Raw genomic sequence first — 24433 nt, forward strand, 5'->3', positions numbered from 1 at the left:
CGGTCAACCGATCAGTTAAATTTTCTCGTTTTACCGCTTAACTGATCGGCATTACGCAATATGCGTGTATTTTTTTGACATATTCTGTCAATATACGCGCCATCAACTATGCAGAGTTTACATAGCGTTGCATACCCATTAATTAGGCAGAGACTCATGTTCATTGCGTTATATATTATCGGCGGTTTTATCATTTTAACCTTTGGCGCAGAAGCTCTTGTGCGCGGAGCCAGTGCCGTAGCGCTGCGTTTAGGTATTGCGCCGCTCATTATAGGCTTAACCATTGTGGCATTTGGCACTAGCGCCCCTGAATTAGCGGTGAGTGTAAAATCGGCATTAGCAGGTAATCCTGGGATTGCCTTAGGTAATGTTGTCGGTTCCAACATTGTTAATGTCGGTTTAATTTTAGCCATCACCGCCCTTATTCGCCCTATTACCGTGCAATCTCAAATGGTTAAGCGCGATATTCCTATTATGATTTGCGCGTCAGTACTAATGTGGTTTTTGCTGCTTGATGGTGAAGTCAGCTTTATCGACGGAGCCATCTTATTTGGTGCACTTGTTAGTTATTTAGTCTTTAGTTATGTCAGCGCCAAAAATAATCCAGAAGATGTTGATGTTAATACCAATCCACAACACCCAGGATTATCAATCGCATTAATTATTGCTGGAATCGCAATGTTAGTCGGTGGTGGCATATTATTTGTGGATGGTGCTGTTGATTTAGCCAAGCAGTTTGGCATTAGTGAAGTCATCATTGGCTTAACTATTGTGGCTATTGGCACCAGTATGCCAGAACTCGTTACCTCGGTGATGGCGGCTCTTAAAGGTCAAAGTGACATTGCCATCGGTAACGTTGTTGGCTCTAATATTTTCAACGTACTCGGTATTTTAGGCGCGACAGCATTAATTCACCCAGTATCCGCTGCCGGATTTAACGAAGTTGATTTTATCGCTATGCTGATTTTTGCGTTTATGGTATTGCCGTTTGCTTGGAGCGGTTTACGTATTGGTCGTCGTGAAGGTGGAGTGCTATTAGCTGGTTACCTTGGCTACACCAGTTATTTAGTGATGCAAGTGGTTTAAATTATCGACAATATTACTCATACTAAAGGCCGAATATTCATTCGGTCTTTTCATAACACTTTGTAAGCCTATACTCATATTTAATACGAGATCCTGACAATACATGACATTTGTCATCTTCAATTGATGACCTTTGTGTCTAAGAATAACCCCAGCCTATCGCCATACTACACCTATCCCAACAACATCTTGATTGGGGGAAACGTAAATGGAGATAACCATGAAAACCTTACTACTGATCACCAGCTTAACCTTAGTCAGCCAAGCTAGCTTTGCTAATATTAGCGATATTGATGCTGCTGCCAACACCATGAACATCAATGAACTCAGCCAATACAGTGAACAGGCTATTGATTATGAAAAAGCCTATGCTGATTATCGTCTAGCCATTACTGCCAACATAATGGGTCAACGTCAACTCGCTACAGATTCATTAAACGATGCTCAGCAAACACTAGAGTCTCTTTTAGACCAAGACCCATCTGCAGACCCACAAGCGCTACTTGCTGCGGTATACGGAATGCAAATCTCGTTTGATAATAGCAAAGGTGCTGTATTAGGAATGAAAACGGCACAATTACTTCAACAAGCAAACGATCTGGAACCTAACAATCCGCGCGTCAGTTTAGTGCGAGCAATTAATGCATTTTATACCCCTAGCGTATTTGGTGGCGGACTCGACAAGTCGCAAACATTAGCAACCCAAGCAATTAGTCAATTTGAGCAGCCTTGTAATGAAATCTGTTGGGGACATGCAGAAGCATATACTTGGCGCGGACTCGCTAAACAAGAACAAGGCGACTTAAACGGTGCTTTACAAGATTGGCAAACCGCCATTGAAGTTGACCCTCAGTATGGTTGGGCAAGATATCTGTTAAACCAACAAACAGTAAAGCAGTAATCGACCAGTTTATTATTACTCGCATAGGTTTGAGTTAGCGCGCAGTTACTCTATGATTAACTGCGCTAGGAGGCACTATGACACTCGGTTTAACAATACCCAACGAAAAGAGTTATGAGCAAAAAACCGCTTGGGTTTACCTCATAAACTTAGGTTTTTACTTTATTCCATTGTATTTCATGCACGGTCAATGGTTAAACATTACGATCGCAATCTTATTATTAGTGCCATTTATTATCGGTTATTTCTGGGCTTATAACAGTAGCAAAAAGCGAGCCCTCAAACCTATTGGGTTAATGTTTGTCACAGCAATAGCCTCATCATTTGTTAGCAGTGGCGCCATATCACTGTTCAGTTTTTGCTGTTTCTTTATTGGTTTTTTCTACTCACTTCGTACTGCCATATTGAGTTTTATCGGACTGAGTATTTTGCTTTTAGTGATCGATATTAGCATGGATTACACAGGCTACTTCTTTACTTTTTATGGTATGGGAATTTGCTTAGGGGTGGGAGTGTTTGGGATAATTGAACAAAACCGCCAACGCATCAAACGCCAGCAACAACAATCAAAAGATGAAGTCGCCAATTTAGCTACCGCATTAGAACGCGAACGTATTGGCCGCGATTTACATGATGTGATGGGGCACCACTTAGCCGCCATCGCCTTAAAAGCTGAACTGGCAGACAAACTCATCGCCTCAGGTAAAATCGACTTAGCGCAGCAGCAAATTCATCAAGTGAGCGTGATAACTCGAGACTGTTTAAGCCAAATTCGCCACACGGTATCGGGCTATAAACATCAAGGCTTGACGCATACCTTAAACACCTTAGCCAATACGTTAAGAGATAACGCTATTGCTGTCAGCATAGAAGGAACATTCCCTAAACTCAGTGAACTCATTGAATCGCAAATCAGCTTGCTGTTAACTGAGTTGATTAATAACACCATAAAACACAGCCACGCAACACATTGCACCCTGCGTATTGAACAAAGCCCAAATTGCCTCAAAATCAACTTTATCGAGAATGTACCGGTTAAAACCATCACTAAAGGCAACGGATTAACCGGTATTCAAGAGCGAGTAACCTTGCTACATGGCACCATCGACTATCAATTAATTCCCCATTATAAAGTGAGTATTCAATTGCCACTAAGTGAGTCCGTTAGATGAAAATTCTATTAGCCGAAGATCAAGCCATGGTAAGAGGCGCTCTCGCCGCGTTACTCACATTAGGATGTGATAGCTTAAATGCAATAGAGATTGTCGAAGTCGAAGATGGCGATAAAGCGATGCAACAACTTAAAACCGATTCGTTTGACCTGCTACTTACCGACATTGAAATGCCTGGGAAATCAGGTTTAGAACTGAGCCTATGGTTGCAACAGCAACGCAGTCAGACCAAAGTGATTATTCTGACCACCTTTGGCCGAGCGGGTTATATCAAACGAGCATTAGAATACGGTGTCGGGGGCTTTTTATTAAAAGATGCACCTTCTGATGACTTAATTAACGCGATTAAACAAGTCATGGCGGGTAAACGAGTCATCGATCCAGAATTGGCTTTCACCGCTATTGGTGAAATAGATCCTCTCAACGACAAAGAAAGGCGCGCACTGCGTCTGGCAAGCGAAGGCTTATCAACCAGCGATATTGCCAGTCAGTTGTTTATTGCAGAAGGTACAGTACGAAACTATTTGTCAGAAGCCATTAATAAACTCAATGCCAGTAACCGAATTGATGCCGCCAGAATTGCCAAGCAAAAGGGTTGGTTGTAATTAGTGGCTTAATATTGCCTTGTATGCAAAGTCTGCTAAGATACCTTAAACATCTGTATATAATTACAGTGATTTGAGATTGATAGCTTGAAATCACTATAATTTTTACATCTTTGGTAATCAATTTAGGTGAGCACAATTTGCTACGACTGGATCTTGTTCCGATCACCGACCTTAAAGGCGTTGCTAAAAAGGTTGCGGAAAAACTGGCTAAGTTAGGTATTAAAACAGTACAAGATGTGCTGTTTCATTTACCGCTGCGTTATGAAGACCGTACGCAAATCCATGCTATTGCCGCATTACCTCCTGGCAGTTATGGCACCATAGAAGCAGAAATTCAGTCGACTCAAATCATGCAAGGTCGGCGGCGCATGTTAGTGTGTAATGTCCGTGACCACAGCGGAATGATGAGCCTGCGATTTTTTAATTTCTCTATGGCGCAACGTAATGCCATGGAAAATGGCGCCAGCATTCGGGCTTACGGTGAAATACGCCGTGGCAATCATCATAAAGAAATTGTTCACCCCGAATATCAAATTATTCATCCTGGTGAATCTGTCACATTAAGCGACACCCTAACGCCGATTTACCCGACGACTGAAGGGGTAAAACAAGCCAGTTGGATAAAATTAACACAACAAGCCTTGGCGATGTTGGACCAAGGTGGATTATCTGAGTTGCTGCCCAGTGCATTACAGCCAAACAATATTAGCCTGCGTGATGCATTGCATATTTTGCATCGCCCCCATAGCTCAGTATCACCTTTTGAATTAGAACAAGGTCAGCATCCTGCCCAACAAAGATTAATCCAAGAAGAACTGCTGGCACATAATCTGAGCATGTTGCAACTACGCCAACGCAGTAACCAAGATGCCGCGGTGCCAATGCCAGCAACAGGCCAGTTACTAACGCCTTTTCTAGCGCAACTGCCTTTTAAACCCACTGGAGCTCAACAACGGGTTGTCACCGAAATCAGCCAAGATATTCAACATCCAACGCCGATGATGCGTTTAGTTCAAGGCGACGTGGGTTCAGGTAAAACCTTGGTGGCGGCACTGGCGGCATTACAGGCAATTGAAAACGGTTACCAAGTGGCCATGATGGCACCGACTGAATTACTCGCCGAACAACATGCCAGCAACTTTGCAGCATGGTTCGAACCACTTGGGCTAAAAGTCGGCTGGCTGGCGGGTAAATTAAAAGGCAAAGCTAGGGTTCAATCACTTGAAGATATCGCTTCTGGCGCTGCACAAATGGTTATTGGAACTCATGCGATATTTCAACAAGCGGTGGTGTTTAACAAACTGGCGCTGATTATTATTGATGAGCAGCATCGTTTTGGTGTGCATCAACGCCTAGACTTGCGAGAAAAAGGTGTCAGCCAAGGCTTCCATCCACACCAGCTCATAATGACTGCTACGCCAATTCCGCGTACCTTAGCCATGACCGCTTATGCCGATCTTGATACCTCGACCATTGATGAACTGCCTCCAGGACGAACTCCCGTAACCACAGTAGCCCTTGCCGACAGTCGCCGAGAACAAGTGATTGAACGTGTAAAACAAGCAGCATTAAACGATAATCGCCAAGCTTATTGGGTCTGTACCTTAATTGAAGAGTCTGAAGTACTTGAATGCCAAGCGGCTGAAGACACTGCCACAGAACTCGCCATAGCGTTACCAGAACTGAAAATAGGCTTGATCCATGGAAGAATGAAAAGCGCTGAAAAACAACATATCATGGCGCAATTTAAAGCAGGTGAATTGAACTTACTCGTCGCCACCACCGTCATAGAAGTTGGCGTTGATGTGCCTAATGCCAGTTTAATGATTATCGAAAACCCTGAACGCTTAGGCCTAGCGCAGTTACACCAATTAAGAGGTCGAGTCGGCCGTGGGGCTGTAGCTAGCCATTGTGTATTACTTTACAAAGCCCCGTTATCACAAACGGCCACCAAACGTTTAGGCGTACTCAGAGACAGTAATGATGGTTTTGTTATTGCTCAAAAAGACTTAGAAATTAGAGGTCCAGGCGAAGTGCTTGGCACCAAACAAACCGGTTTGGCAGATCTTAAAATTGCTGATCTGATTCGTGATCAACACTTAATTGCACCAACTCAAAAATTAGCATCTCATGTTTACCAGCAAGTGCCACAAAACGTAGATGCTATCATTCATCGCTGGATCGGTGATAGACAACAATATGTCCAAGCGTAATATAGATCATAATATATTGTTCATTATCATCAGTTATCACTAGACAAGTGGGCCGAATATTGCAAAATGGTATATAAATTGTGTTTGTTATCTAGTCAGCTAGCGGAGATCACCTTACTGCAAGCAAAGCGAAAGCTTTAACGCAGTGTAAGCGATTTGAAATCAGTCCTCCGCAACTGTTTAGTTATTGAATGTAATTAGTATCATGCAGAATTTTTCGACTCCATCTAGATCTTTGTATCGATTAGCTATAACGCCAAGGAATTGAAATGCAAGTTAATGAAGAAGATAGAATTACCCCACAAGCCACGGAAAAAACTGGCTCTAACATGCTATTAATCGCTATAGCCGTTATCGCGCTATTAGGCGCCAGCAGTTACTTCTATTTTACGAGTGATGATACCGAAGAATTAGAACCGGTTGTCATGACGCCAGTTGAACTGCCAGAATCAGTACCAGAGGTGCCAATAGAACAAGCGCCGATTGAAGAACCGCAAAACGTTAGCACTGTTGATGATATGGTTCCCGCTGGAGAATCTGAATCGTCTGCTGCAGTGGCAGAGCCTCTGCCAGTATTAGCTGAATCTGATGATTTTGTTGAAGCAAAAACATTAGCCATTGCCAACGGTATGAAAATTGCGCCGATGATCTTGAAAAAGGACATTGCTCGCCAATTTGTGGTGTTTGTTGATAACCTAGCCCAAGGTGATATCGTGCATAAAGCAAGCCCGTTAAAAGGCCCTGATACCCAATTTACTGTGAGCGAGATAACCAATAAAACCTATCTTAATCCAGATGGATATCATCGATATGATTTGTATGCGAATTTCATCGAAGGCTTGAACGATAAAGATTTAGTCGCTACTTACATTGAATTAAAACCACTCTTTGCTGAAGCGTTTACTGAACTCGGTTACAGTGATATTGATTTTGATAAGCGTATGCAGCAAGCTTTTAGCATGGTTGCTAGCGCCCCGATTATTGAAGACCCTATTGAGCTTTCATCAATCAGTGTGAACTATAAATACGTTGATCCTAACCTTGAAGCGTTGCCCAGTGCACAAAAACTGTTGATCCGTATGGGACCTGACAATACTCGTAAAATTAAAGCTGCGGTCAAAAAGCTACAACAAAGTTTTCCAAACAAATAAGCTTATATCGACGAGTAACCCTAGCAGATTAAGCTATCAAAAATGAACGCGACATATGTCGCGTTTTTTATTGAGCCATCACCTTAGCTAATCCCCTCCACTATTAGGCTTTTTAGTTTGCATGACTTCTTATCTACATTAACTTCAGTGTACAATCGCTAAGGTTAACTAATCTTTATTATTTAAATGATTATTGACTGTTAAATAAGGATAGCTTGGCAGTTATAGAGGGAAAGTCATGCAGTTAGTATTTGAGCTTCTATCATGGGGGGCATGGTCACCAAACTTTCAAACCACAGAAAGTTGGCTACAATGGCAACAGCCAAATGGCAACTTGACGCCTAAGCCCGACTCGCCAGCTTTAAAGCACATTCCGGCCATGCAACGTCGTCGTTTTAGTCGTTTAACTAAAATGATGCTAACAGCAGCTCACCAATGCCAGCCAGAAGAGCATTGTCGGAGCATTTTCTCATCTCGTCATGGCGAGCTCACGAGAACATTAGGCTTACTTAATGACATTACCCAGCAGCAAGCTTTATCGCCAATGGCTTTTAGTCAGTCAGTGCATAATACTGCCAGTGGTATTTTTGGCATTGTAAATAATAACACTACAGCCTCTACATCCATTGCTGCTGGTGAACAAACCCTTTCTCAAGCACTTATTGAAGCCTATGCCCAATTAGCACAATCTCCAGAGCCCTTATTAGTCATTTTTGGTGACGATCCTGTGCCACCGATATACAGCGAATTTACTCACGAAGTCGAACTGCCCCTCGCCTTGGGATTGTATCTTGCACCAAAAGATCACATAGGTTGCCACGCTGAAAAACAGGCGCCTCAACGGACAACACTGAGCTTGTCTGATTATCCACTGGATGTCGCTAATCCACAGGGACAAAAAAATATAAGTTTAAGCGAGTTAATCCACCATATTGTTAGCGCAAAAAATATTCAAGGTAAATTGTGCCATTGGTATTGGTCGCTTGAACACCATGACTGATCAACACAAGATGCCACATGCTGATGCTATTGAGTCAACAAAAACACCCGCACCGAAACTCAGCGGAGTGCGATATATTCCTCGCTGGTTAGCTGGAGTTGGCTGTTATATTACCTTTGGTTTAGGTGGCCTATTGTGTTCATTAACTATTTTACCTCTATTACAACTTTGGCCCACTAAACCAGAAATGCGAGTTGCAAGAGTGCAACGATTAGTCAGCTGGATGTTTAGAATATTTGTCGCCATGCTTAGTTTTGCTGGGGTGATTGCTGTGAGTACTAAGAATATCGAAGCACTGCAACACGCTAAAAGGAAAATTGTTATCGCTAATCACCCCACATTAGTGGATGTGGTGGTATTAATTAGCTTGATGCCTAATGCGGGCTGTATTGTCAAACAAGGTTTATGGCGTAATCCATTCTTTCGCGGCGTACTCGCCAGTGTAGGGTATATTCCCAATCGCGAAGTCAATTGGCTCCTGCACGACTGCTTGCAGGTATTAAATCGTGATACTAACTTAATTATTTTTCCAGAAGGTACCCGAACATTAACTGGTAATATCGTTAACTCATTTGCTCGTGGCGCCGCCAATATTGCGCTTCGCACCCAAACAGATATTTTACCTGTAGTATTAAGAACCGATGTTGCCGGCTTAACCAAACAACAACCTTGGTACCAAATACCGCGACAAACCATCAATATGTCAGTAGAAATTGGCACAAGCATCCCATACCTGCGGTATGATGCTCAACAGGGTAATGAAGCCAAAATGGCTCGGCAGCTGACGCGCGACTTGCAGCAGTTTTACATTGATACACTTAAACAACCTATCAAGTTCAATTGATAGCCATACTGATAAGAAAGACAAATAATGAACTTACACAACCAAATAAAACAACTGATCATTGATTGCTTAGATTTAGAAGATGTCACTGTCGATGATATCGAAACTGACGCGGCCTTATTTGGTGACGGTCTGGGGTTAGACTCAATCGATGCGCTAGAGTTGGGCTTGGCGATTAAGAAAGAGTTTGATGTCAAAATTGAAGCCAATTCAGATGCAACTAAAGCACACTTTTTCAGTGTTGCTAGCTTAGCTAGCTTTATTGAATCTCAACGTGTTTAGGAGCTAGCATGCAAAATCGTGAACAAATACTCGAAATGCTTAGCGCTATTTTAGTTGAAGACTTTGAAATAAATGCGGCAGATATCACCCTCGAAGCCACTTTGTACGAAGATCTGGATTTAGACAGTATTGATGCCGTTGACTTGGTGATTAAATTGCAGCAGCAGACCGGCAAAAAAATTCAGCCTGAAGCCTTTAAAGCAGTGCGAAGCGTCGATGATATCGTCAATGCCATTGAAGGTTTAATTAAAAGCTAATGCGCTTAGTCCTACTGATTATCACAACTTTGGTTATTATCACTTATCCTTTAGCTGTGTACTTTGGATTGCAATATTTACCACCGGGCACAATCGCCTTATTACTATGCTTATCGTTAATAATGCGATTTATTATCAATAAACAGCAAGTAAAATCCATGACGCTGCCAATATTGATTGGTATAGGATTAACTGCAGCCAGTTTTATTGCTCAGCGTCACGACTGGTTATTGTTCTATCCAGTGGTGATAAATATGAGTATGTTGGGACTATTTGGTTATTCACTGATTAATGGCCCAAGCATGATTGAACGTTTAGCGCGCTTAAAAGAGCCTGACTTGCCAGACTCCGCGATTACTTACTTACGCACTATTACCATACTCTGGTGTGGGTTATTTATTATTAATGGTGCCGTGGCTGCCTATACGGCCATAGCAACCAGTATTGAAATATGGACACTTTACAACGGACTGATAGCTTATCTGCTTATGGGTATGCTGCTCAGTGGAGAATGGATTTACCGTCGTTTTTGGTTGAAAAAACATGAATAAACTTTTACTCAATTGGTTAGCAACAGGGCCGGCCTCTCAGCAGCTGATAAGCTTTGATCATCATGACATCATGACGGGATCATTATTTTGTGCCCAAGTTGCTCATCTGCATGCGCAACTGAGCCAAAGTACAGCGAAGCGTTGGTTGCTTGCCGCCAAGCACAGTGACGTATTTGCCGCAGGTTTATGCGCGGCATTGTTGGCGGGTAAACAAGTGATATTACCTGCCAACACCCAAGGTGGCACCTTGAGCCAACTTAATCATGAATTTGATGCCATTATTGCCGACAGGCCTCTATGTGAGGTGCGTGAGTACATTGCGCTAAAAAAAGAATTAAGTTTACCCGCTGCACCTTGGCCGAAAACAGAAACCTTGGGGGAATTAATCTTATTCACCTCAGGCAGTAGCGGTCAACCGAAAGCGGTTAAGAAAACCTTGCAACAACTGGATGCTGAAGTCAGCATTCTTGAACACACCTTCGCCGAACATTTACCTCATTGCTCAGTCGTTTCAACGGTTTCGCATCAACATATCTACGGCTTATTATTTAAAATTCTCTGGCCTTTGGCTGCGAGCCGCGCATTCTTAAGCGAACAAATCGACTATCCAGAAACCTTAAGCTACTACTTGGCTATTATGCCAAATTTATGTTTAATCAGTAGTCCTGCTCAATTGACTCGCTTACCTGATGCACTTGAAAACCAAAGGCAACAACGTATTCCTAGCTTAATTTTTAGCTCGGGTGGCCCGTTAAACTTTGAGGCAGCCCAGGCGGTTAAGCACTGTTTTAATCAATTACCGATTGAAATATTTGGCAGTACTGAAACTGGCGGTATTGCCTATCGCCGCCAGCTGCAACCTCAGCAGCCATGGCAAGCCTTTAACCAAGTCAATATTGATATCGCGCCACAAGACGGAGCATTAATGTTGCAGTCAGTCTATTTAGACGACCCGACTCAATGGTTAAAATGCGATGATAAAATTGAACTGGTAAATGATGGTCAGTTCCGTTTATTACACCGACTTGACCGCATTGTAAAAATTGAAGAAAAACGTTTGTCATTAGCCCAAGTTGAGCATTTACTGCAAACGCATCCTTTTGTGCGCGAAGCTGCGGTCACGGTATTAGAACAGCCGCGGACCATGTTAGGTGCTGCAATATGTTTAAGCGAGTTAGGCTTGCAAACCCTAAAGGACGAAGGCAAATTGGCAGTTAATAATGCATTAAAAAGCCATTTGTTGAGTCAGTTTGAGCGCATCACGTTACCAAGACGCTGGCGCTATCCAGAAAACTTGCCGCTCAATAGCCAAGGCAAGCGTACCCAATCAGAAATTGTAGCCTTATTTAGTCATGATTAAGTCCGAATTACCTCATATCATTAGCCATGAAGGCGATAATAATAGCTATCATTGGCGCTTATTTATTAGTGCAGATTTAGCCTTTTTTAAGGGCCATTTCCCAGAGCAAGCTGTATTACCTGGGATAACTCTAGTCGATTGGGCGGTCAAATTGGGTTGCGAGGCATTTGGCTATTCCGCTACGGTTGCCACATTAGAAGTACTTAAGTTTCAGCAACTCATATTACCCGACACCTATGTTGATTTGGTGATTGAACACCAAGCGCAAAAAGCAAAACTGATTTTTAGTTACCGCGATCAAGATAAACGCTTTGCTTCTGGGCGCATTGTTATCAAACCCGCATGGGTTAATGCTGCAACCAATATTGAGAGTGACTCATGAAGCTCGCCTTGGTTATTCCTAATTACAATCATCATATCGCCATAGAGAAAACCCTCGCACAGTTGGCAAAATTCAACCTGCAATGTTATTTGGTTGATGATGGCAGCCAAGATGAAACTCGTTACCTATTACACGCCATGGTGGAAAAATTTGCCTGGGTAACACTTATTAGTCATCCGTTTAATCGTGGTAAAGGAGCCGCAGTGACTAGCGGGCTGCGCCAAGCTTATCGTGATGGTTTTAGTCATGTATTACAGGTCGATGCTGATGGTCAGCATAATTTAGACGACATTCCGTTAATGATATCGACCAGTGAGCAGCACCCACAAGCATTAATATCTGGCCAACCAATTTATGATGAGTCTGTGCCTAAAGGGCGTTTATACGGGCGTTATATCACTCATTTTTGGGTGTGGGTTGAAACCTTAAGTTTTGATATTCAAGATTCTATGTGTGGCTTTCGGATCTACCCACTCGCTGCGACTGAGCAATTATTTAGCCAGCACGCGTTAGGCGAACGGATGGACTTTGATATTGAGATCATGGTCAAGCTTTACTGGCAAGGCACTGCCGTCGTGCAGGTGCCAACCAAAGTCATCTATCCTGAAGATGGCATCAGTCACTTTCAAGGCGTTCAGGATAATGTGCGCATCAGCTGGATGCACACCAAGTTATTTTTTGGCATGTTAGCGCGTCGACCACGTATTATTAGCACACGGTTTTTGCAGCAAAAAGAGTCGCCCCAAACTCAAGTTCAGTCACCAAAACATTGGTCCACAATGACCGAGCGAGGCAGTTTTTGGGGGATTAAGCTGTTAGCCCAATGCTATCGTTTGGGCGGGCATTGGTTGTGCCGAGCGGTTATGTATCCAGTAATTTGTTATTTTTTTCTCACTGGCTCAACATCTCGACTCGCATCATTAGACTTTTTACGCCGAGTGCAACAGCAACAACCCAATCACCCTCATCTCAGTCGCGAGGTCAATTGGCGCGATAGCCTCAAACATTTTTTTGCCTTTGGTAATGCCGCCCTCGATAGAATTGACGCTTGGTGTAACCGGATAAATCTAGACCAAGTCGACTTTGACGACCGTAAAATACTCGCAGATCAAGCGGCTACTGGCAGGGGCGCCGTATTAATTGTGTCGCATTTAGGTAATATGGAACTGTGCCGCGCTATCTCTGTCCACCAGCAAAATGTTAAAGTGAATGTGATGGTGCTAACCCAAAATGCGGAAAATTTTAATAAGGTTCTACAGCAGCTTAATCCACAAAGTAGCCTAAATTTAATCCATGTTAACGAGCTCGATCCGAGTACTGCCATGTTACTGCAGCAAAAAATCGACCAAGGTGAAATTGTGGTAATTGCCGCTGACCGCACCTCGTCGAGCAGCCAAGGCCGTGTAACCTATTTACCGTTTTTAGGCCAAGATGCAGCGTTTCCACAAGGGCCATTTATTTTAGCAAGCTTACTCGACTGCCCGGTTTACACCTTATTTTGTATTCGTCAGCATGGCCGTTATCAAGTACATGTTGAACATCTAAGCGACAGCTTAAAAGGTCCACGTACAGGTCGAATTGAACGCTTAACCGACGCCATGAGCCAATACAGCCAACGCTTAGCGCATTTTGCCCAACTCGCTCCGATGCAATGGTTTAACTTTTTCGATTTTTGGCGCAAAGACGAGCTGGTATGGCGTAATACTCAGCACTCTCCCTCAAGCGCAACCCATTTACCCAGTCAGGATAGATAATTCATGAGCCATTCATCTTCAATGTCATCAACCGCCGACAGCACAGTGCATTTAGGCCAACGCTATCTTAGTATTGAGCAAGTGGTGGCTATAGCCAAAGGCGCTGCGGTCAAACTGACAGATACTGCTGACTATGTTGAATATATTCAAAAAGGTGCACGCTTTATTGACAGCGTACTCCATGAAGAAGGTGTGGTTTATGGCGTGACAACGGGTTACGGCGACTCGTGTACAGTTAATGTTAGCTTAGATTTAGTCCACGAATTACCGCTGCACTTAACCCGCTTCCATGGCTGTGGCTTAGGCGATGTATTTAGCCCGATGCAAGCCCGCGCGATTATGGCTTGCCGCTTAAACTCACTGGCTGTGGGCAAATCAGGTGTAAGTTATTTACTGCTACAACGCATCGAGTGGCTCTTAAACAATGATATTACTCCGGTGATCCCCCAAGAGGGCTCGGTCGGCGCCAGTGGCGATTTAACCCCATTATCTTATCTTGCTGCGGTATTAGTTGGCGAACGTGAAGTGATTTACCAAGGTAAACGCCAAGCGACTAAAGATGTTTATCTACAATTTGGCATGATGCCATTAACCTTGCGCCCTAAAGAAGGTCTCGCATTAATGAATGGTACTGCGGTTATGACGGCACTTGCTTGTTTAGCCTATGACAGATCGCAATATTTAACCCGCCTATCAAGCCGGATAACCGCCATGGCATCGTTAACGCTCAAAGGTAACGCAAACCATTTTGATGAAATTTTATTTGCCGCCAAGCCTCACCCAGGTCAAAACCAGATTGCCAGTTGGATCCGTGAGGACTTAAATCATCATGTGCATCCCCGAAATTCAGACCGCCTACAAGACCGTTATTCTATCCGCTGTGCACCGCACATCATCGGCGTATTGCAAGATGCTCTACCCTTTATGCGTCAGTTTATTGAAACCGAACTTAACAGCGCTAACGATAATCCGATTGTTGATGCCGAAGGTGAACATATTCTCCATGGTGGCCATTTTTATGGTGGCCATATTGCCTTTGCCATGGATGCGATGAAAAATGCCGTAGCCAATATCGCCGACTTAATCGATCGCCAAATGGCCTTAGTGATGGACCCTAAATTTAACAATGGCTTACCGGCTAATTTATCTGCTGCAGAAGGTGATCGCCGTGCAATTAATCACGGTTTTAAAGCCGTGCAAATTGGCGTATCAGCATGGACTGCTGAAGCATTAAAAAACACTATGCCAGCCAGCGTGTTTTCACGTTCAACAGAATGTCACAACCAAGACAAAGTGAGCATGGGCACCATAGCTGCACGTGATTGTATGCGTATTTTACAGCTCACAGAACAAGTCGCTGCCGCGGCATTGTTAGCCATGAGCCAAGGTATTCAACTGCGTATTATGCAGCAAGAACTCGATGCGAGTTCATTAACCCCCTCTCTTGCAACGACCTTAGCCCAAGTAAGCGAAGATTTTGAACTGCTAACCGAAGACCGTCCTTTAGAGACGGTATTGCGCCAAACAGTGGAAAAGATTCAATTGGGTCTGTGGGAGGTGTGCTAAATGAAAGGTTTATTACTGACCGAAATGGACATGGTGATCCCGTTTCACGATGTTGATTCGATGGGCATCACTTGGCATGGTAATTATTTACGTTACTTCGAAGTTGTGCGCTGCTTATTGCTGGATAAACTCGGTTATAACTACCGTACTATGCAACAATCGGGTTATGCATGGCCGATTGTCGATGTGCAAGTAAAGTATGTTAAAAGCAGCACTTTTGATCAAAAAATCAAAGTGATCGCCGCCATTGTTGAATGGGAAAATCGTTTACGCATTAACTACCAAATTGTTGATGCCCAAACCAATGCGCGGATAACGAAAGGCTATACCATTCAAGCTGCGGTAGATATTACGACCGAAGAATTATGCTTTGTCACCCCTGAAGTATTTCAGGAAAAAATTCGTCGATTACTTGATGTGAGCCAAGCTTAATGAATTCTCGCAAAGGCATGTTTACTCAGGTTTGGATAGTGATCTGCCTCTGTTTGCCTCTTGGCAGTATTTCCGCCAATGAACATTCACTAGCAAGCAGTAATAAACCACTGACTCAAGCACAACTGGCAGATGTTCAGGCGTTGTATACTCAACCCGCCACCACAAAGGCCCTCAGTGCGCTAGCGCAACAACTGAATTTACAACTTGATACCAGAGGGCAGTTTATTCAGCAGCGTCACTTACAGGTGCTAAAAAAGCCCTTGCTCAGCCAGGGACAATTTATTTTTAGTCCGACGCAAGGGTTAGTATGGCAGCAGCTGCGACCATTTAGCACCTTGATGGTGCTAAAAGATCAGCAGTTAATTCAGCAAAACAGCCAAGGCAAGGTGCAACAACTTAATGCTATGGCCAGTGGTAGTCCAATCGCACAGCAAGTACCGCGGTTACTGCAAGCAATTATGGCGGGTAATATTGCTGCTTTAAGTGCGGATTTCACCTTATTTATGCCCGCTAATTACAACGCAGGCACGCCATGGCAACTCGGCTTGCAAGCTAAAGACCCACAACTACGCGCATCCATGGGCAATATCACGCTCAGTGGCGATACTCTATTACGCTCATTAATCATCACCAGCAGCCAGGCCGATATCAGCGATTATACTCAAATTCAATTTCTTGATGCCCAGCAAGGGCCGCTCAGCACAACTGAACTCGAGCTTTTTAGCCTTGGCAGTGAGTCCAATCAATAATGCTTCGATTATCGCTTAATGCAGTGTTATCTCCCATTGGGCGTTTTGCCTTATGGGGAGTATTGCTGCTAGCAATGATAGTCACAGGCTTTGTGCAATGGCAGCAAGGTGCACATATTCAGACTGATATTTTGGCCATGTTGCCGCACCTACAACAAGATAAGCTTACCGAGAAAGCCTTAAACAAGGTAGAACAGCAACTGGCTAATCAAGTGTATATTGCGGTAATTGCCCCAAACGAAACCCAAGCTATCGGCGCAGCCAAGCAGCTGATGACATCGCTCAATCAATCAAATCAATCGCCCTTTACTGCCGTTCGCAGCGACGCAGATGATAATCTACAACACTTAGCTAAAGTCTACTTCGAACATCGCTTTGGCCTACTGACACCAGAGCAAGCGCAGGCCATTGAAACCGATAATTGGCGCCAACTGCTTAACGCAGCCCAAAGCCAACTTTATAGCACATTTGGTTTTGCCAACAGCCAACTGCTCAGCAATGATCCATTACTGATGTTTCCAGCCAACTTACTGGCGTTATCGCCCAATAATGCGCTGCGCAGCCAACAGGGTATTTTACTCACAGATACTGCCGACGGTGTGGCGGCGATAGTGATGGCCAAAGGCCGTGACAGCGCCTTTAGCCCCAACGCTCAGCAACAGCAAATTCAAGCATTGGAATCTGCGTTGAGTCACATTAACCAGCAATATTCCCAAGTGAGCTTTCTTAAGGCGGGGGCGTTATTTCATGCCATTGCTGCCACCGAGTCAGCCAAACAAGAGATCAGCCGCATTGGCTTAATTTCCATGTTGGGGATTATCTTATTGGTCTGGTTGGCATTTCGATCGGTGATGCCATTATTCGCGGCACTACTTACCTTAACGAGCGGTGTGGTGTTTGCGCTAGTCGCCACCTTAAGCCTTTTTGGCGAGCTGCATTTACTGACATTGGTATTTGGCACCAGCTTAATTGGCGTAGCGATTGATTACAGCTTTCACTTTTACTGTGAAAAACAGGCTCACCCCAATGACAACGCCAGTGACACCTTAAGGCGTATTTTTCCGGCGCTCACTCTCGCTCTTGCTACCAGTGCCAGTGCCTTTATCGCTATTGGTTTTACCCCGTTTCCTGGGATGCAACAGGTGGCAGTATTTTGCGCCGCTGGCTTAATAGGTGCGTACCTAACCCTACTACTGGTGTTCCCATTATTGGGCAACCATGCGCTTAAACCAACACCTGGATTAACCCTAGCCCAAGGTTATCTAACGTTATTAAAACGCATTTTTACTGCGCCGCAATGGTGGCAAAAAACCACCATAGCGGCACTGCTGCTGTGTTTAACCGCTATATTATTTTTTGGCTTATCCAAAGCAGACTCTAATGATGATATTCGCCAATTACAGCAAAGTCCTGCAGCCATCACCACAGAAGAAAACCAGCTTAGACAACTACTTAGCGGCGGCACAGACAACCAATTTATTTTAGTCAGCAGTAACAATGAACAAGGTTTATTGCAAACCTTAGAACAACTGACACCTGTGCTTAATCAAGCCATTAGCGATGGCGAGTTAGACCAAGCCATTAGCCTAAGCCGCTTTATGCCCAGCATTGCCAGTCAACGCCACAATTATGAGTTACAACAACAACTTTATCAGCAACATTTGCACGAAATCATTAGCAACATGGGCCTAGATGACAACATAAATGCCAGCCTGCTGAGACAACTTGATCATGCAAAATCAAAATATCTAACCCCAAAAGAGGTGTTAGCCCTAGCCAATGATGACTTACGTGCCTTATGGCTTGGTGCTGTATCGACCACAGACCAAACCCAGCAATATGGCGCAATTGTATTGTTAGGTGGCATTCACTCATTAACCTCTATTGAGCAACGACTGACTCGCCACGATTGGTCTTTGGGGCAAGTGCAGTTAATTGATAAAGTCGGTGATATATCGGCTTTAATGGGCCAATATCGTCAACTAACATTGCAGTTACTAGTGTGGGTATTTGCTTTGGCCTGCCTACTCTTCAGTATTAAATACGGCATTAAACTGGCATTAGCCATTGTTTCGGTACCCGCATTATCAGTACTGCTCACCCTGGCGTGTTTAGGCTTAGTTGGCTCAAGCATTAGCTTGTTTCACGCCTTAGCGCTTATTTTAGTGCTGGGAATTGGTATCGATTACAGTCTCTTTTTCGCCGAAGCCAAACACACCAGTCGCGGAGTCATGATGGCTATCTTTATGTCAGCCTGTTCAACACTATTGGCTTTTGGTTTGCTGGCGCTGAGTCAAACTCATGCGATTCACTTTTTTGGTCTTACATTATTATTTGGGATCAGTTTTTCCTTTTTACTCGCACCATTTATTTCATTTATCACAAGGAAAACAGTGTAAATGTTAAGCCATCAGACACATAAAATCAGCAACATGGATGTTGATGTAGCCATCATTGGCGCCGGCCCTTCAGGTGCTATAGCCGCAAGCTTGTTACGCCAGCAGGGCCATCGCGTTGTGGTGATTGAAAAACAACATTTTCCGCGTTTTTCAATTGGCGAAAGCTTACTCCCCTGTTGCATGCAATTTATTGAACAAGCCGGCATGCTCGAAGCCGTTAATAATGCTGGGTTTCAGTTTAAAAACGGCGCAGCATTTAGCCACCAAGGTCGCTATACCACCTTCGACTTTACCGATAAGTTTACTCCAGGCCCGGGTACCACCTTTCAAGTTCAGCGGGCTGATTTTGATAAACTCTTAGCTGATACAGCAATAAGCCAAGGGGTTGAGGTTCGATTTGGGCATCAAGTCGATGCAATTGATTTAACTCACGATCCTCGCTTAACGGTAACCAACGAGCAAGGATCACAGTATCAGCTGAATGCTAAATTTGTGCTTGATGCCAGTGGCTTTGGTCGAGTATTACCACGATTGTTAAACCTAGAACAATCGTCAACTTTACCCCCACGAAGTGCTATTTTTACCCATATTGAAGACAACATCAGCGATCCTAGTTTTGATCGCAATAAGATCCTCATTAGCGTGCACCCCAAGCATAAGGATATTTGGTACTGGTTAATCCCTTTTAGCAATAATCGGTGTTCAATTGGGGTGGTCGCTGAGCCGCATTTACTCCAACATTTATCCGGTAGTCTTGAACAACAGTTGTTAGCTATCATCAATGAAGAACCGGTACTGCAACGCTTGCTGACTAAGGCTAATATCGTTCAGCCCTGTGCCACCCTAAAAGGTTATTCAGCCAACGTCACCACTTTAGCAACCAACAAGTTTGCTTTACTGGGTAATGCAGGCGAGTTTCTTGATCCGGTATTTTCATCAGGGGTAACGATTGCAATGCAATCTGCGTCTATGGCTGTAGCATGTTTACATAAGCAACTTAATGGCCAAAAAATTGATTGGGATAGCCAATACTCAGAGCCATTAATGCAAGGGGTCAATACCTTTAGAACTTATGTCCAAGCTTGGTATGATGGTCGATTTCAAGATGTCATTTTCTATCAACAAGCTAACAACACCATTAAACAAATGATTTGCTCAATCTTAGCCGGCTATGCTTGGGACATGAATAACCCATTTGTAAAAGAGTCTGAACGCCGCCTCAATACCATTGTCGAGTTATGTCGGGAGCCCAATGTTGCTTAACTTATTTGGGCATTTTATTGATGTGTTATCACGCCGTGTTGTGGCCCTGTTTCTGCTAAGCTTTTTAACCGCTTGTAGCCAGCAAATAGCCAGACAAACTTGTGTCCCTCTAACGAGTGAAGCACAATATTGCTTAAATCCAACCTCGTCGGTATTAACTGATGCTCAGCATCAAGACATTAATTTAACTCAAATGGTTAACTTTACCCGTGGCCAAGATAGCCATGAGTTATTAACCCAGCTTGACGTTAATTCACAACGGATGACATTAGTGGGATTAGCCCCGCTTGGGCAAGCGTTATTCACTCTAGTGTACGATGGGCAAACTCTGCAAAGTGAGCAAAGTTTGTTATTGGGTGAACAGTTTAAAGCAGAATACTTGATGGCAATAATGCAGTTAATTTACTGGCCAACAGAGCAAGTTAATCAACAATTGAGTGGTGGAAACTTGATAACAATATCCTGTGATATGGCACTATGTAAGCAACTGGTCGATGATAATGGCGCATCAATAACATTAACGTACAACAATATTGATCCTTGGTTGGCACAAGTGAATGTCGACATCGATGCAGCTGATATTCACCTGCAAATTAACCCGATTGAATAATCAGTGTGCCACCAATAAACAGACAGTGATAAATAGGCCATATAAGCAAATATGAATAGTCGCATTGCAATAACTCACATTGGATTGTGTACACCTCTGGGCAACTCGCCTGAAGAAGTGTTGCCACGTCTCATTAATGGTGATGTCAGTGCCATGCAATGGCGCGATAATTTGCTGTTCAATGCGCCCACATTAGTCGGTTGCGTTGATGATAAACGTTTAATCGCTATCGCCGATCATTTAAGCCTGTTTGCTTGTCGGAATAATCGTTTATTAAACATCGCCGCTCAGCAGCTTATCCCAGCCGTCGAGCAAGCCAAGCAACGTTTTGGAGCCGATCGGATTGGCGTCGTGTTAGGCACGAGTACCTCAGGTATTTCTAAAGGCGAAGCGGCGTTAAAATATAAGCTTGAACATGGCAATTTCCCGCCAAGCTACCATTATTCACAGCAGGAACTGGGCAGTACTAGTGAGTATCTTAAGCAGTTATTTTCGCTATCAGGCCCTTGTTATACCGTCTCTACAGCGTGTTCATCAAGCGCCAAAGTGTTTGCCAGTGCCCAACGATTACTCAATGCCAATTTATGCGATATGGTGATTGTGGGTGGCGTAGACAGTTTATGCCAACTAACCGTTAATGGCTTTGCTGCATTAGAGTCGGTATCCAAAGGTCATTGTAATCCATTCAGTCGACATCGCGATGGGATCAATATTGGTGAAGGTGCAGCCTTATTCACTTTAGAACGCGGCCAAAGCGATGTAATGCTGGCGGGCATAGGCGAGTCTGCCGATGCACATCATATTTCAGCGCCACACCCCCAAGGACATGGCGCAATTGCCGCTATGCAATTGGCGCTATCTGCCGCTAATATTTCGCCGCAGCAGATTAATTATGTCAATCTGCATGGCACTGCCACACCTAAAAATGATGCCATGGAGTCTCGCGCAATAAATGCGGTATTTAACCATTTATCACCACTGTGTAGCTCAACTAAACCACTAACTGGCCATACCTTGGGAGCTGCTGGAGCCATTGAAGCAGCCTTTTGCTATTTGTTATTAAGTCCTCTTAATCATAGTAAGCGCCTACCTCCTCATGTTTGGGATGGCCAATTTGATGATAACGACCCGCAAATCTCCTTGATTAATGCCCACAGTAATACTGGGCTCCGTGAGCTCAATTTCATTATGAGCAATTCATTTGCCTTTGGCGGTAGTAATGCCAGCCTGATTTTTTGTCGAAAGGATGCCTAGTTTCAGGTCTACACTCACAGCCGATGCTGCTATGTTAGCGCAAGATGTTAGCAATTTTATTCCGCACCGTGCGCCGATGATCTTAATCGATAAGCTGTTAGAGCATCGTCCAGATAGCCTAACCACAGAAACCTATATTAGCCCTAGCAGTGCTTTTTTTAATAGCACAATCAATGGGGTGCCTAATTATGTTGCGATAGAGTATATGGCTCAAAGCGTGGCGGCATTAGCAGGCATCGAAGCACGACTAGACAACGAAGCTATCCTCGCCGGTTTTTTACTCGGTACCCGCAAGCTACAAATGCATATAGACACTTTTACCTTAGGCCAGTCATATCGCACTCAAGTGACTAGACTGTACCAAGAAGAGTCGGGATTAGCGGTATTTGATTGCCATATTTATCATCAAGATACCTTAATAGCACAAGCCAATATCAATGTGTTCCAACCCAAAGATACCCAAGCTTATATTGATGAAAGCCAAGCCACGGCTAAGCATGATCAATAAACCTTTTTACATCCTATTGGAGTTCCTCGAATAAATCACGGAGAGACATTTTGAATAACAGAGTATTAGTTACCGGTTCAAGCCGAGGAATAGGCAAAGCCATCGCGATAAAATTAGCCGAAAATGGCTTTGATATTGCGCTGCACTTTCACAGCAATCATGCCGCAGTGGCGCAAGTACAAAAAACCTTATTAGATCTTGGTGTTCAAGTTAGCGTATTGCAATTTGATATTGCTGACCGCCAGGCAGTTAAGCTTGCTATCGAAACGGACATTGACGCAAATGGTGCTTATTACGGGGTAATTCTGAATGCTGGCATCAACCGTGACACCGCCTTTCCTGCCATGACCGAAGAGGAGTGGGATAGCGTGATCCACACCAATCTTGATGGTTTCTACAATGTTATTCACCCAACGGTGATGCCGATGGTACAAGCGCGTAAAGGTGGGCGCATTATCACTCTCGCATCAGTATCTGGCATTGCAGGCAACCGTGGTCAAGTCAATTACAGCGCCTCAAAAGCGGGGATCATTGGAGCCACTAAAGCGCTGTCTCTTGAATTGGCAAAGCGCAAAATTACTGTTAATTGCATTGCCCCAGGGTTAATTGAAACCGATATGGTCAGCGATATTCCAACCGAAATGGTTAACCAAATAGTGCCGATGAAACGCATGGGTAAACCCAGTGAAATAGCGGGCCTGACTAACTTTTTAATGTCAGATGATGCCGCCTATATTACTCGTCAAGTGATCTCAGTTAATGGAGGCATGATATGAAGCGTGTGGTCGTGACTGGAATTGGCGGCATTTCCGCATTAGGCCAAGACTGGCAGCAAATTAAAGCGAGCCTATTAGCTAAACATAATTGTGTCATTCGCATGGATGAATGGGACAGATACCCAGGCTTAAATACTCGTCTTGCGGCACCAGTCACAGAGTTTGTTACTCCTAAGCACTATTCACGCAAAAAAATTCGCTCCATGGGTAGAGTGTCTCTAATGGCCACTCGAGCCAGTGAATTAGCGTTAGAGGATGCAGGGTTATTAGATGATCCTATTCTTAATTCTGGCAAAGTTGGAGTCGCTTATGGTTCATCAACTGGCAGCACCGATCCCATTATTGGATTTGGTGAGATGTTAAAAACCGGCGAAATGTCTGGCTTAACCGCCACCAGCTATATCCGTATGATGGCGCACACAACGGCAGTCAATGTGGGGGTATTTTTTGGCTTACAGGGCCGAATTCATACCACCAGTAGTGCATGCACATCAGCTAGCCAAGGCATAGGCTACGCCTACGAGGCGATTAAGTACGGTATGCAAACGATTATGTTGGCCGGCGGTGCTGAAGAACTTTGCCCGACTGAAGCGGTAGTATTTGATACCTTATTTGCCACCAGCACCAAAAATGATCAACCAGAGCTAACACCACGCCCATTTGACAGCCAACGAGACGGTTTAGTTATCGGTGAAGGTGCGTGTACACTAATACTGGAGGAGCTTGAGCATGCTCAAGCGCGTGGCGTTAAAATTTATGCTGAGTTAATTGGTTTTGGCACAAACTCAGATGGCCAGCATGTCACCCAACCCAATGCCAAAACGATGGAAGTGGCGATTCGTTTAGCCTTAACGGATGCCAAATTATCCGAACAAGAAATTGGCTATATCAGTGCTCATGGTACGGCGACAGATCGGGGAGATGTAGCCGAAACGACTGCAACTTATGCGGTCTTTGGCGCTAATACGCCAATCTCATCACTTAAAAGTTATACCGGCCATACTCTAGGAGCTTGTGGCTCATTGGAAGCCTGGACCAGTATCGAAATGATGAATGAGGGTTGGTTTGCGCCAACGCTTAATCTCACGGATATTGACTCTGAGTGCGCACAACTCGATTATATTAAAGACGAGATACGCTACATAGACACCAATTATATTATGAGCAACAACTTTGCGTTTGGTGGCATTAATACTTCATTAATCTTTAAACGCTGGCGCTGATCGCAGCAAGCTGTATAAGCCCAACTTGCTGTCTGCGACAAGCAAATAATAAAACAGGCGAAAGTTATCCATTCGCCTGTTTTACTGTG

24 protein-coding genes are annotated in these 24433 nt (G+C 44.0%); all 24 read left to right on the top strand.

Features of this window, described 5'->3' with window-relative positions:
* Positions 1-156: 156 nt before the first annotated feature.
* The 24 genes from ACED29_RS14145 (at position 157) to ACED29_RS14260 (ending at position 24344) form a co-directional block, all read left to right on the top strand.
* Positions 157-1086, top strand: coding sequence for a calcium/sodium antiporter (locus tag ACED29_RS14145; RefSeq protein WP_182697746.1), 930 nt, complete (start codon positions 157-159; stop codon positions 1084-1086).
* Positions 1087-1306: 220 nt separating this feature from the next.
* Complete coding sequence (locus ACED29_RS14150; RefSeq protein ID WP_165870146.1) at positions 1307-1987, top strand: tetratricopeptide repeat protein; 681 nt, start codon at positions 1307-1309, stop codon at positions 1985-1987.
* A 77-nt stretch (positions 1988-2064) separates the two neighbouring features.
* Positions 2065-3159 (top strand): sensor histidine kinase, encoded by a 1095-nt coding sequence (locus ACED29_RS14155; RefSeq protein ID WP_371697913.1) that lies wholly within the window; start codon positions 2065-2067, stop codon positions 3157-3159.
* Positions 3156-3764 carry a response regulator transcription factor gene (locus tag ACED29_RS14160; protein WP_124017473.1) on the top strand — a complete coding sequence of 203 codons (609 nt, stop codon included), beginning with the start codon at positions 3156-3158 and terminating at the stop codon, positions 3762-3764. Before ACED29_RS14155 ends, ACED29_RS14160 begins: the two co-directional genes overlap by 4 nt.
* Positions 3765-3904: 140 nt before the next feature.
* Positions 3905-5980: an ATP-dependent DNA helicase RecG gene (recG, locus tag ACED29_RS14165; RefSeq protein WP_371697914.1), complete on the top strand. Its 2076-nt coding sequence runs from the start codon at positions 3905-3907 to the stop codon at positions 5978-5980.
* Between the two features lie 269 nt (positions 5981-6249).
* Positions 6250-7131: a DUF3014 domain-containing protein gene (locus tag ACED29_RS14170; RefSeq protein ID WP_182697741.1), complete on the top strand. Its 882-nt coding sequence runs from the start codon at positions 6250-6252 to the stop codon at positions 7129-7131.
* Between the two features lie 238 nt (positions 7132-7369).
* The gene (locus ACED29_RS14175; protein WP_371697915.1) at positions 7370-8131 is read left to right on the top strand and encodes a beta-ketoacyl synthase chain length factor; all 762 of its coding nucleotides are present in this window, start codon (positions 7370-7372) and stop codon (positions 8129-8131) included.
* Positions 8124-8975 (top strand): lysophospholipid acyltransferase family protein, encoded by an 852-nt coding sequence (locus ACED29_RS14180; protein WP_371697916.1) that lies wholly within the window; start codon positions 8124-8126, stop codon positions 8973-8975. The genes ACED29_RS14175 and ACED29_RS14180 overlap by 8 nt, the downstream gene beginning before the upstream one ends.
* Before the next feature lie 27 nt (positions 8976-9002).
* The gene (locus ACED29_RS14185; RefSeq protein ID WP_011635842.1) at positions 9003-9257 is read left to right on the top strand and encodes a phosphopantetheine-binding protein; all 255 of its coding nucleotides are present in this window, start codon (positions 9003-9005) and stop codon (positions 9255-9257) included.
* Between the two features lie 8 nt (positions 9258-9265).
* Entirely contained in the window at positions 9266-9514 is a 249-nt protein-coding gene (locus ACED29_RS14190; protein WP_182697739.1) for an acyl carrier protein, read from the top strand.
* Positions 9514-10065 (top strand): hypothetical protein, encoded by a 552-nt coding sequence (locus ACED29_RS14195; RefSeq protein WP_124017467.1) that lies wholly within the window; start codon positions 9514-9516, stop codon positions 10063-10065. Before ACED29_RS14190 ends, ACED29_RS14195 begins: the two co-directional genes overlap by 1 nt.
* Positions 10058-11425, top strand: coding sequence for an AMP-binding protein (locus tag ACED29_RS14200; protein ID WP_124017466.1), 1368 nt, complete (start codon positions 10058-10060; stop codon positions 11423-11425). Before ACED29_RS14195 ends, ACED29_RS14200 begins: the two co-directional genes overlap by 8 nt.
* Positions 11418-11807, top strand: a complete 390-nt coding sequence (locus ACED29_RS14205) for a thioester dehydrase (protein ID WP_124017465.1) — start codon at positions 11418-11420, stop codon at positions 11805-11807. The genes ACED29_RS14200 and ACED29_RS14205 overlap by 8 nt, the downstream gene beginning before the upstream one ends.
* Entirely contained in the window at positions 11804-13561 is a 1758-nt protein-coding gene (locus ACED29_RS14210; protein ID WP_371697917.1) for a glycosyltransferase, read from the top strand. The genes ACED29_RS14205 and ACED29_RS14210 overlap by 4 nt, the downstream gene beginning before the upstream one ends.
* A gap of 3 nt (positions 13562-13564) precedes the next feature.
* Positions 13565-15127, top strand: a complete 1563-nt coding sequence (gene hutH, locus ACED29_RS14215) for a histidine ammonia-lyase (protein WP_371697918.1) — start codon at positions 13565-13567, stop codon at positions 15125-15127.
* Positions 15128-15559 (top strand): thioesterase family protein, encoded by a 432-nt coding sequence (locus ACED29_RS14220; protein ID WP_124017462.1) that lies wholly within the window; start codon positions 15128-15130, stop codon positions 15557-15559. It begins immediately after the preceding gene.
* Positions 15559-16311 carry an outer membrane lipoprotein carrier protein LolA gene (locus ACED29_RS14225; protein ID WP_371697919.1) on the top strand — a complete coding sequence of 251 codons (753 nt, stop codon included), beginning with the start codon at positions 15559-15561 and terminating at the stop codon, positions 16309-16311. Before ACED29_RS14220 ends, ACED29_RS14225 begins: the two co-directional genes overlap by 1 nt.
* The gene (locus ACED29_RS14230) at positions 16311-18710 is read left to right on the top strand and encodes an MMPL family transporter (RefSeq protein WP_371697920.1); all 2400 of its coding nucleotides are present in this window, start codon (positions 16311-16313) and stop codon (positions 18708-18710) included. Before ACED29_RS14225 ends, ACED29_RS14230 begins: the two co-directional genes overlap by 1 nt.
* Positions 18711-19973, top strand: a complete 1263-nt coding sequence (locus ACED29_RS14235; RefSeq protein ID WP_371697921.1) for an NAD(P)/FAD-dependent oxidoreductase — start codon at positions 18711-18713, stop codon at positions 19971-19973.
* Positions 19963-20583, top strand: a complete 621-nt coding sequence (locus tag ACED29_RS14240) for a DUF3261 domain-containing protein (protein ID WP_371697922.1) — start codon at positions 19963-19965, stop codon at positions 20581-20583. Before ACED29_RS14235 ends, ACED29_RS14240 begins: the two co-directional genes overlap by 11 nt.
* A 51-nt stretch (positions 20584-20634) precedes the next feature.
* Positions 20635-21837: a beta-ketoacyl-[acyl-carrier-protein] synthase family protein gene (locus ACED29_RS14245; RefSeq protein ID WP_371697923.1), complete on the top strand. Its 1203-nt coding sequence runs from the start codon at positions 20635-20637 to the stop codon at positions 21835-21837.
* A gap of 31 nt (positions 21838-21868) precedes the next feature.
* Positions 21869-22345 (top strand): thioester dehydrase, encoded by a 477-nt coding sequence (locus tag ACED29_RS14250; RefSeq protein ID WP_371697924.1) that lies wholly within the window; start codon positions 21869-21871, stop codon positions 22343-22345.
* Between the two features lie 50 nt (positions 22346-22395).
* The gene (locus ACED29_RS14255) at positions 22396-23121 is read left to right on the top strand and encodes a 3-ketoacyl-ACP reductase FabG2 (protein WP_124017455.1); all 726 of its coding nucleotides are present in this window, start codon (positions 22396-22398) and stop codon (positions 23119-23121) included.
* Positions 23118-24344 carry a beta-ketoacyl-ACP synthase gene (locus tag ACED29_RS14260; protein WP_371697925.1) on the top strand — a complete coding sequence of 409 codons (1227 nt, stop codon included), beginning with the start codon at positions 23118-23120 and terminating at the stop codon, positions 24342-24344. The genes ACED29_RS14255 and ACED29_RS14260 overlap by 4 nt, the downstream gene beginning before the upstream one ends.
* Positions 24345-24433 lie beyond the last annotated feature (89 nt).

Origin of the sequence: Shewanella sp. 5S214 (genome assembly GCF_041439795.1) — a bacterium.
In the GTDB taxonomy this organism is placed as follows: Bacteria; Pseudomonadota; Gammaproteobacteria; order Enterobacterales; family Shewanellaceae; genus Shewanella; species Shewanella vesiculosa.

Coding starts and splice junctions, on each gene's coding strand:
- ACED29_RS14250 (WP_371697924.1), top strand. CDS start 21,869: ATGTTAGCGCAAGATGTTAGCAATTTTATTCCGCACCGTGCGCCGATG.
- ACED29_RS14175 (WP_371697915.1), top strand. CDS start 7,370: ATGCAGTTAGTATTTGAGCTTCTATCATGGGGGGCATGGTCACCAAAC.
- ACED29_RS14195 (WP_124017467.1), top strand. CDS start 9,514: ATGCGCTTAGTCCTACTGATTATCACAACTTTGGTTATTATCACTTAT.
- ACED29_RS14240 (WP_371697922.1), top strand. CDS start 19,963: ATGTTGCTTAACTTATTTGGGCATTTTATTGATGTGTTATCACGCCGT.
- ACED29_RS14170 (WP_182697741.1), top strand. CDS start 6,250: ATGCAAGTTAATGAAGAAGATAGAATTACCCCACAAGCCACGGAAAAA.
- ACED29_RS14185 (WP_011635842.1), top strand. CDS start 9,003: ATGAACTTACACAACCAAATAAAACAACTGATCATTGATTGCTTAGAT.
- ACED29_RS14235 (WP_371697921.1), top strand. CDS start 18,711: ATGTTAAGCCATCAGACACATAAAATCAGCAACATGGATGTTGATGTA.
- ACED29_RS14160 (WP_124017473.1), top strand. CDS start 3,156: ATGAAAATTCTATTAGCCGAAGATCAAGCCATGGTAAGAGGCGCTCTC.
- ACED29_RS14220 (WP_124017462.1), top strand. CDS start 15,128: ATGAAAGGTTTATTACTGACCGAAATGGACATGGTGATCCCGTTTCAC.
- ACED29_RS14260 (WP_371697925.1), top strand. CDS start 23,118: ATGAAGCGTGTGGTCGTGACTGGAATTGGCGGCATTTCCGCATTAGGC.
- hutH (WP_371697918.1), top strand. CDS start 13,565: ATGAGCCATTCATCTTCAATGTCATCAACCGCCGACAGCACAGTGCAT.
- ACED29_RS14155 (WP_371697913.1), top strand. CDS start 2,065: ATGACACTCGGTTTAACAATACCCAACGAAAAGAGTTATGAGCAAAAA.
- ACED29_RS14180 (WP_371697916.1), top strand. CDS start 8,124: ATGACTGATCAACACAAGATGCCACATGCTGATGCTATTGAGTCAACA.
- ACED29_RS14190 (WP_182697739.1), top strand. CDS start 9,266: ATGCAAAATCGTGAACAAATACTCGAAATGCTTAGCGCTATTTTAGTT.
- ACED29_RS14230 (WP_371697920.1), top strand. CDS start 16,311: ATGCTTCGATTATCGCTTAATGCAGTGTTATCTCCCATTGGGCGTTTT.
- ACED29_RS14145 (WP_182697746.1), top strand. CDS start 157: ATGTTCATTGCGTTATATATTATCGGCGGTTTTATCATTTTAACCTTT.
- ACED29_RS14210 (WP_371697917.1), top strand. CDS start 11,804: ATGAAGCTCGCCTTGGTTATTCCTAATTACAATCATCATATCGCCATA.
- ACED29_RS14205 (WP_124017465.1), top strand. CDS start 11,418: ATGATTAAGTCCGAATTACCTCATATCATTAGCCATGAAGGCGATAAT.
- ACED29_RS14200 (WP_124017466.1), top strand. CDS start 10,058: ATGAATAAACTTTTACTCAATTGGTTAGCAACAGGGCCGGCCTCTCAG.
- ACED29_RS14225 (WP_371697919.1), top strand. CDS start 15,559: ATGAATTCTCGCAAAGGCATGTTTACTCAGGTTTGGATAGTGATCTGC.
- ACED29_RS14150 (WP_165870146.1), top strand. CDS start 1,307: ATGAAAACCTTACTACTGATCACCAGCTTAACCTTAGTCAGCCAAGCT.
- ACED29_RS14245 (WP_371697923.1), top strand. CDS start 20,635: ATGAATAGTCGCATTGCAATAACTCACATTGGATTGTGTACACCTCTG.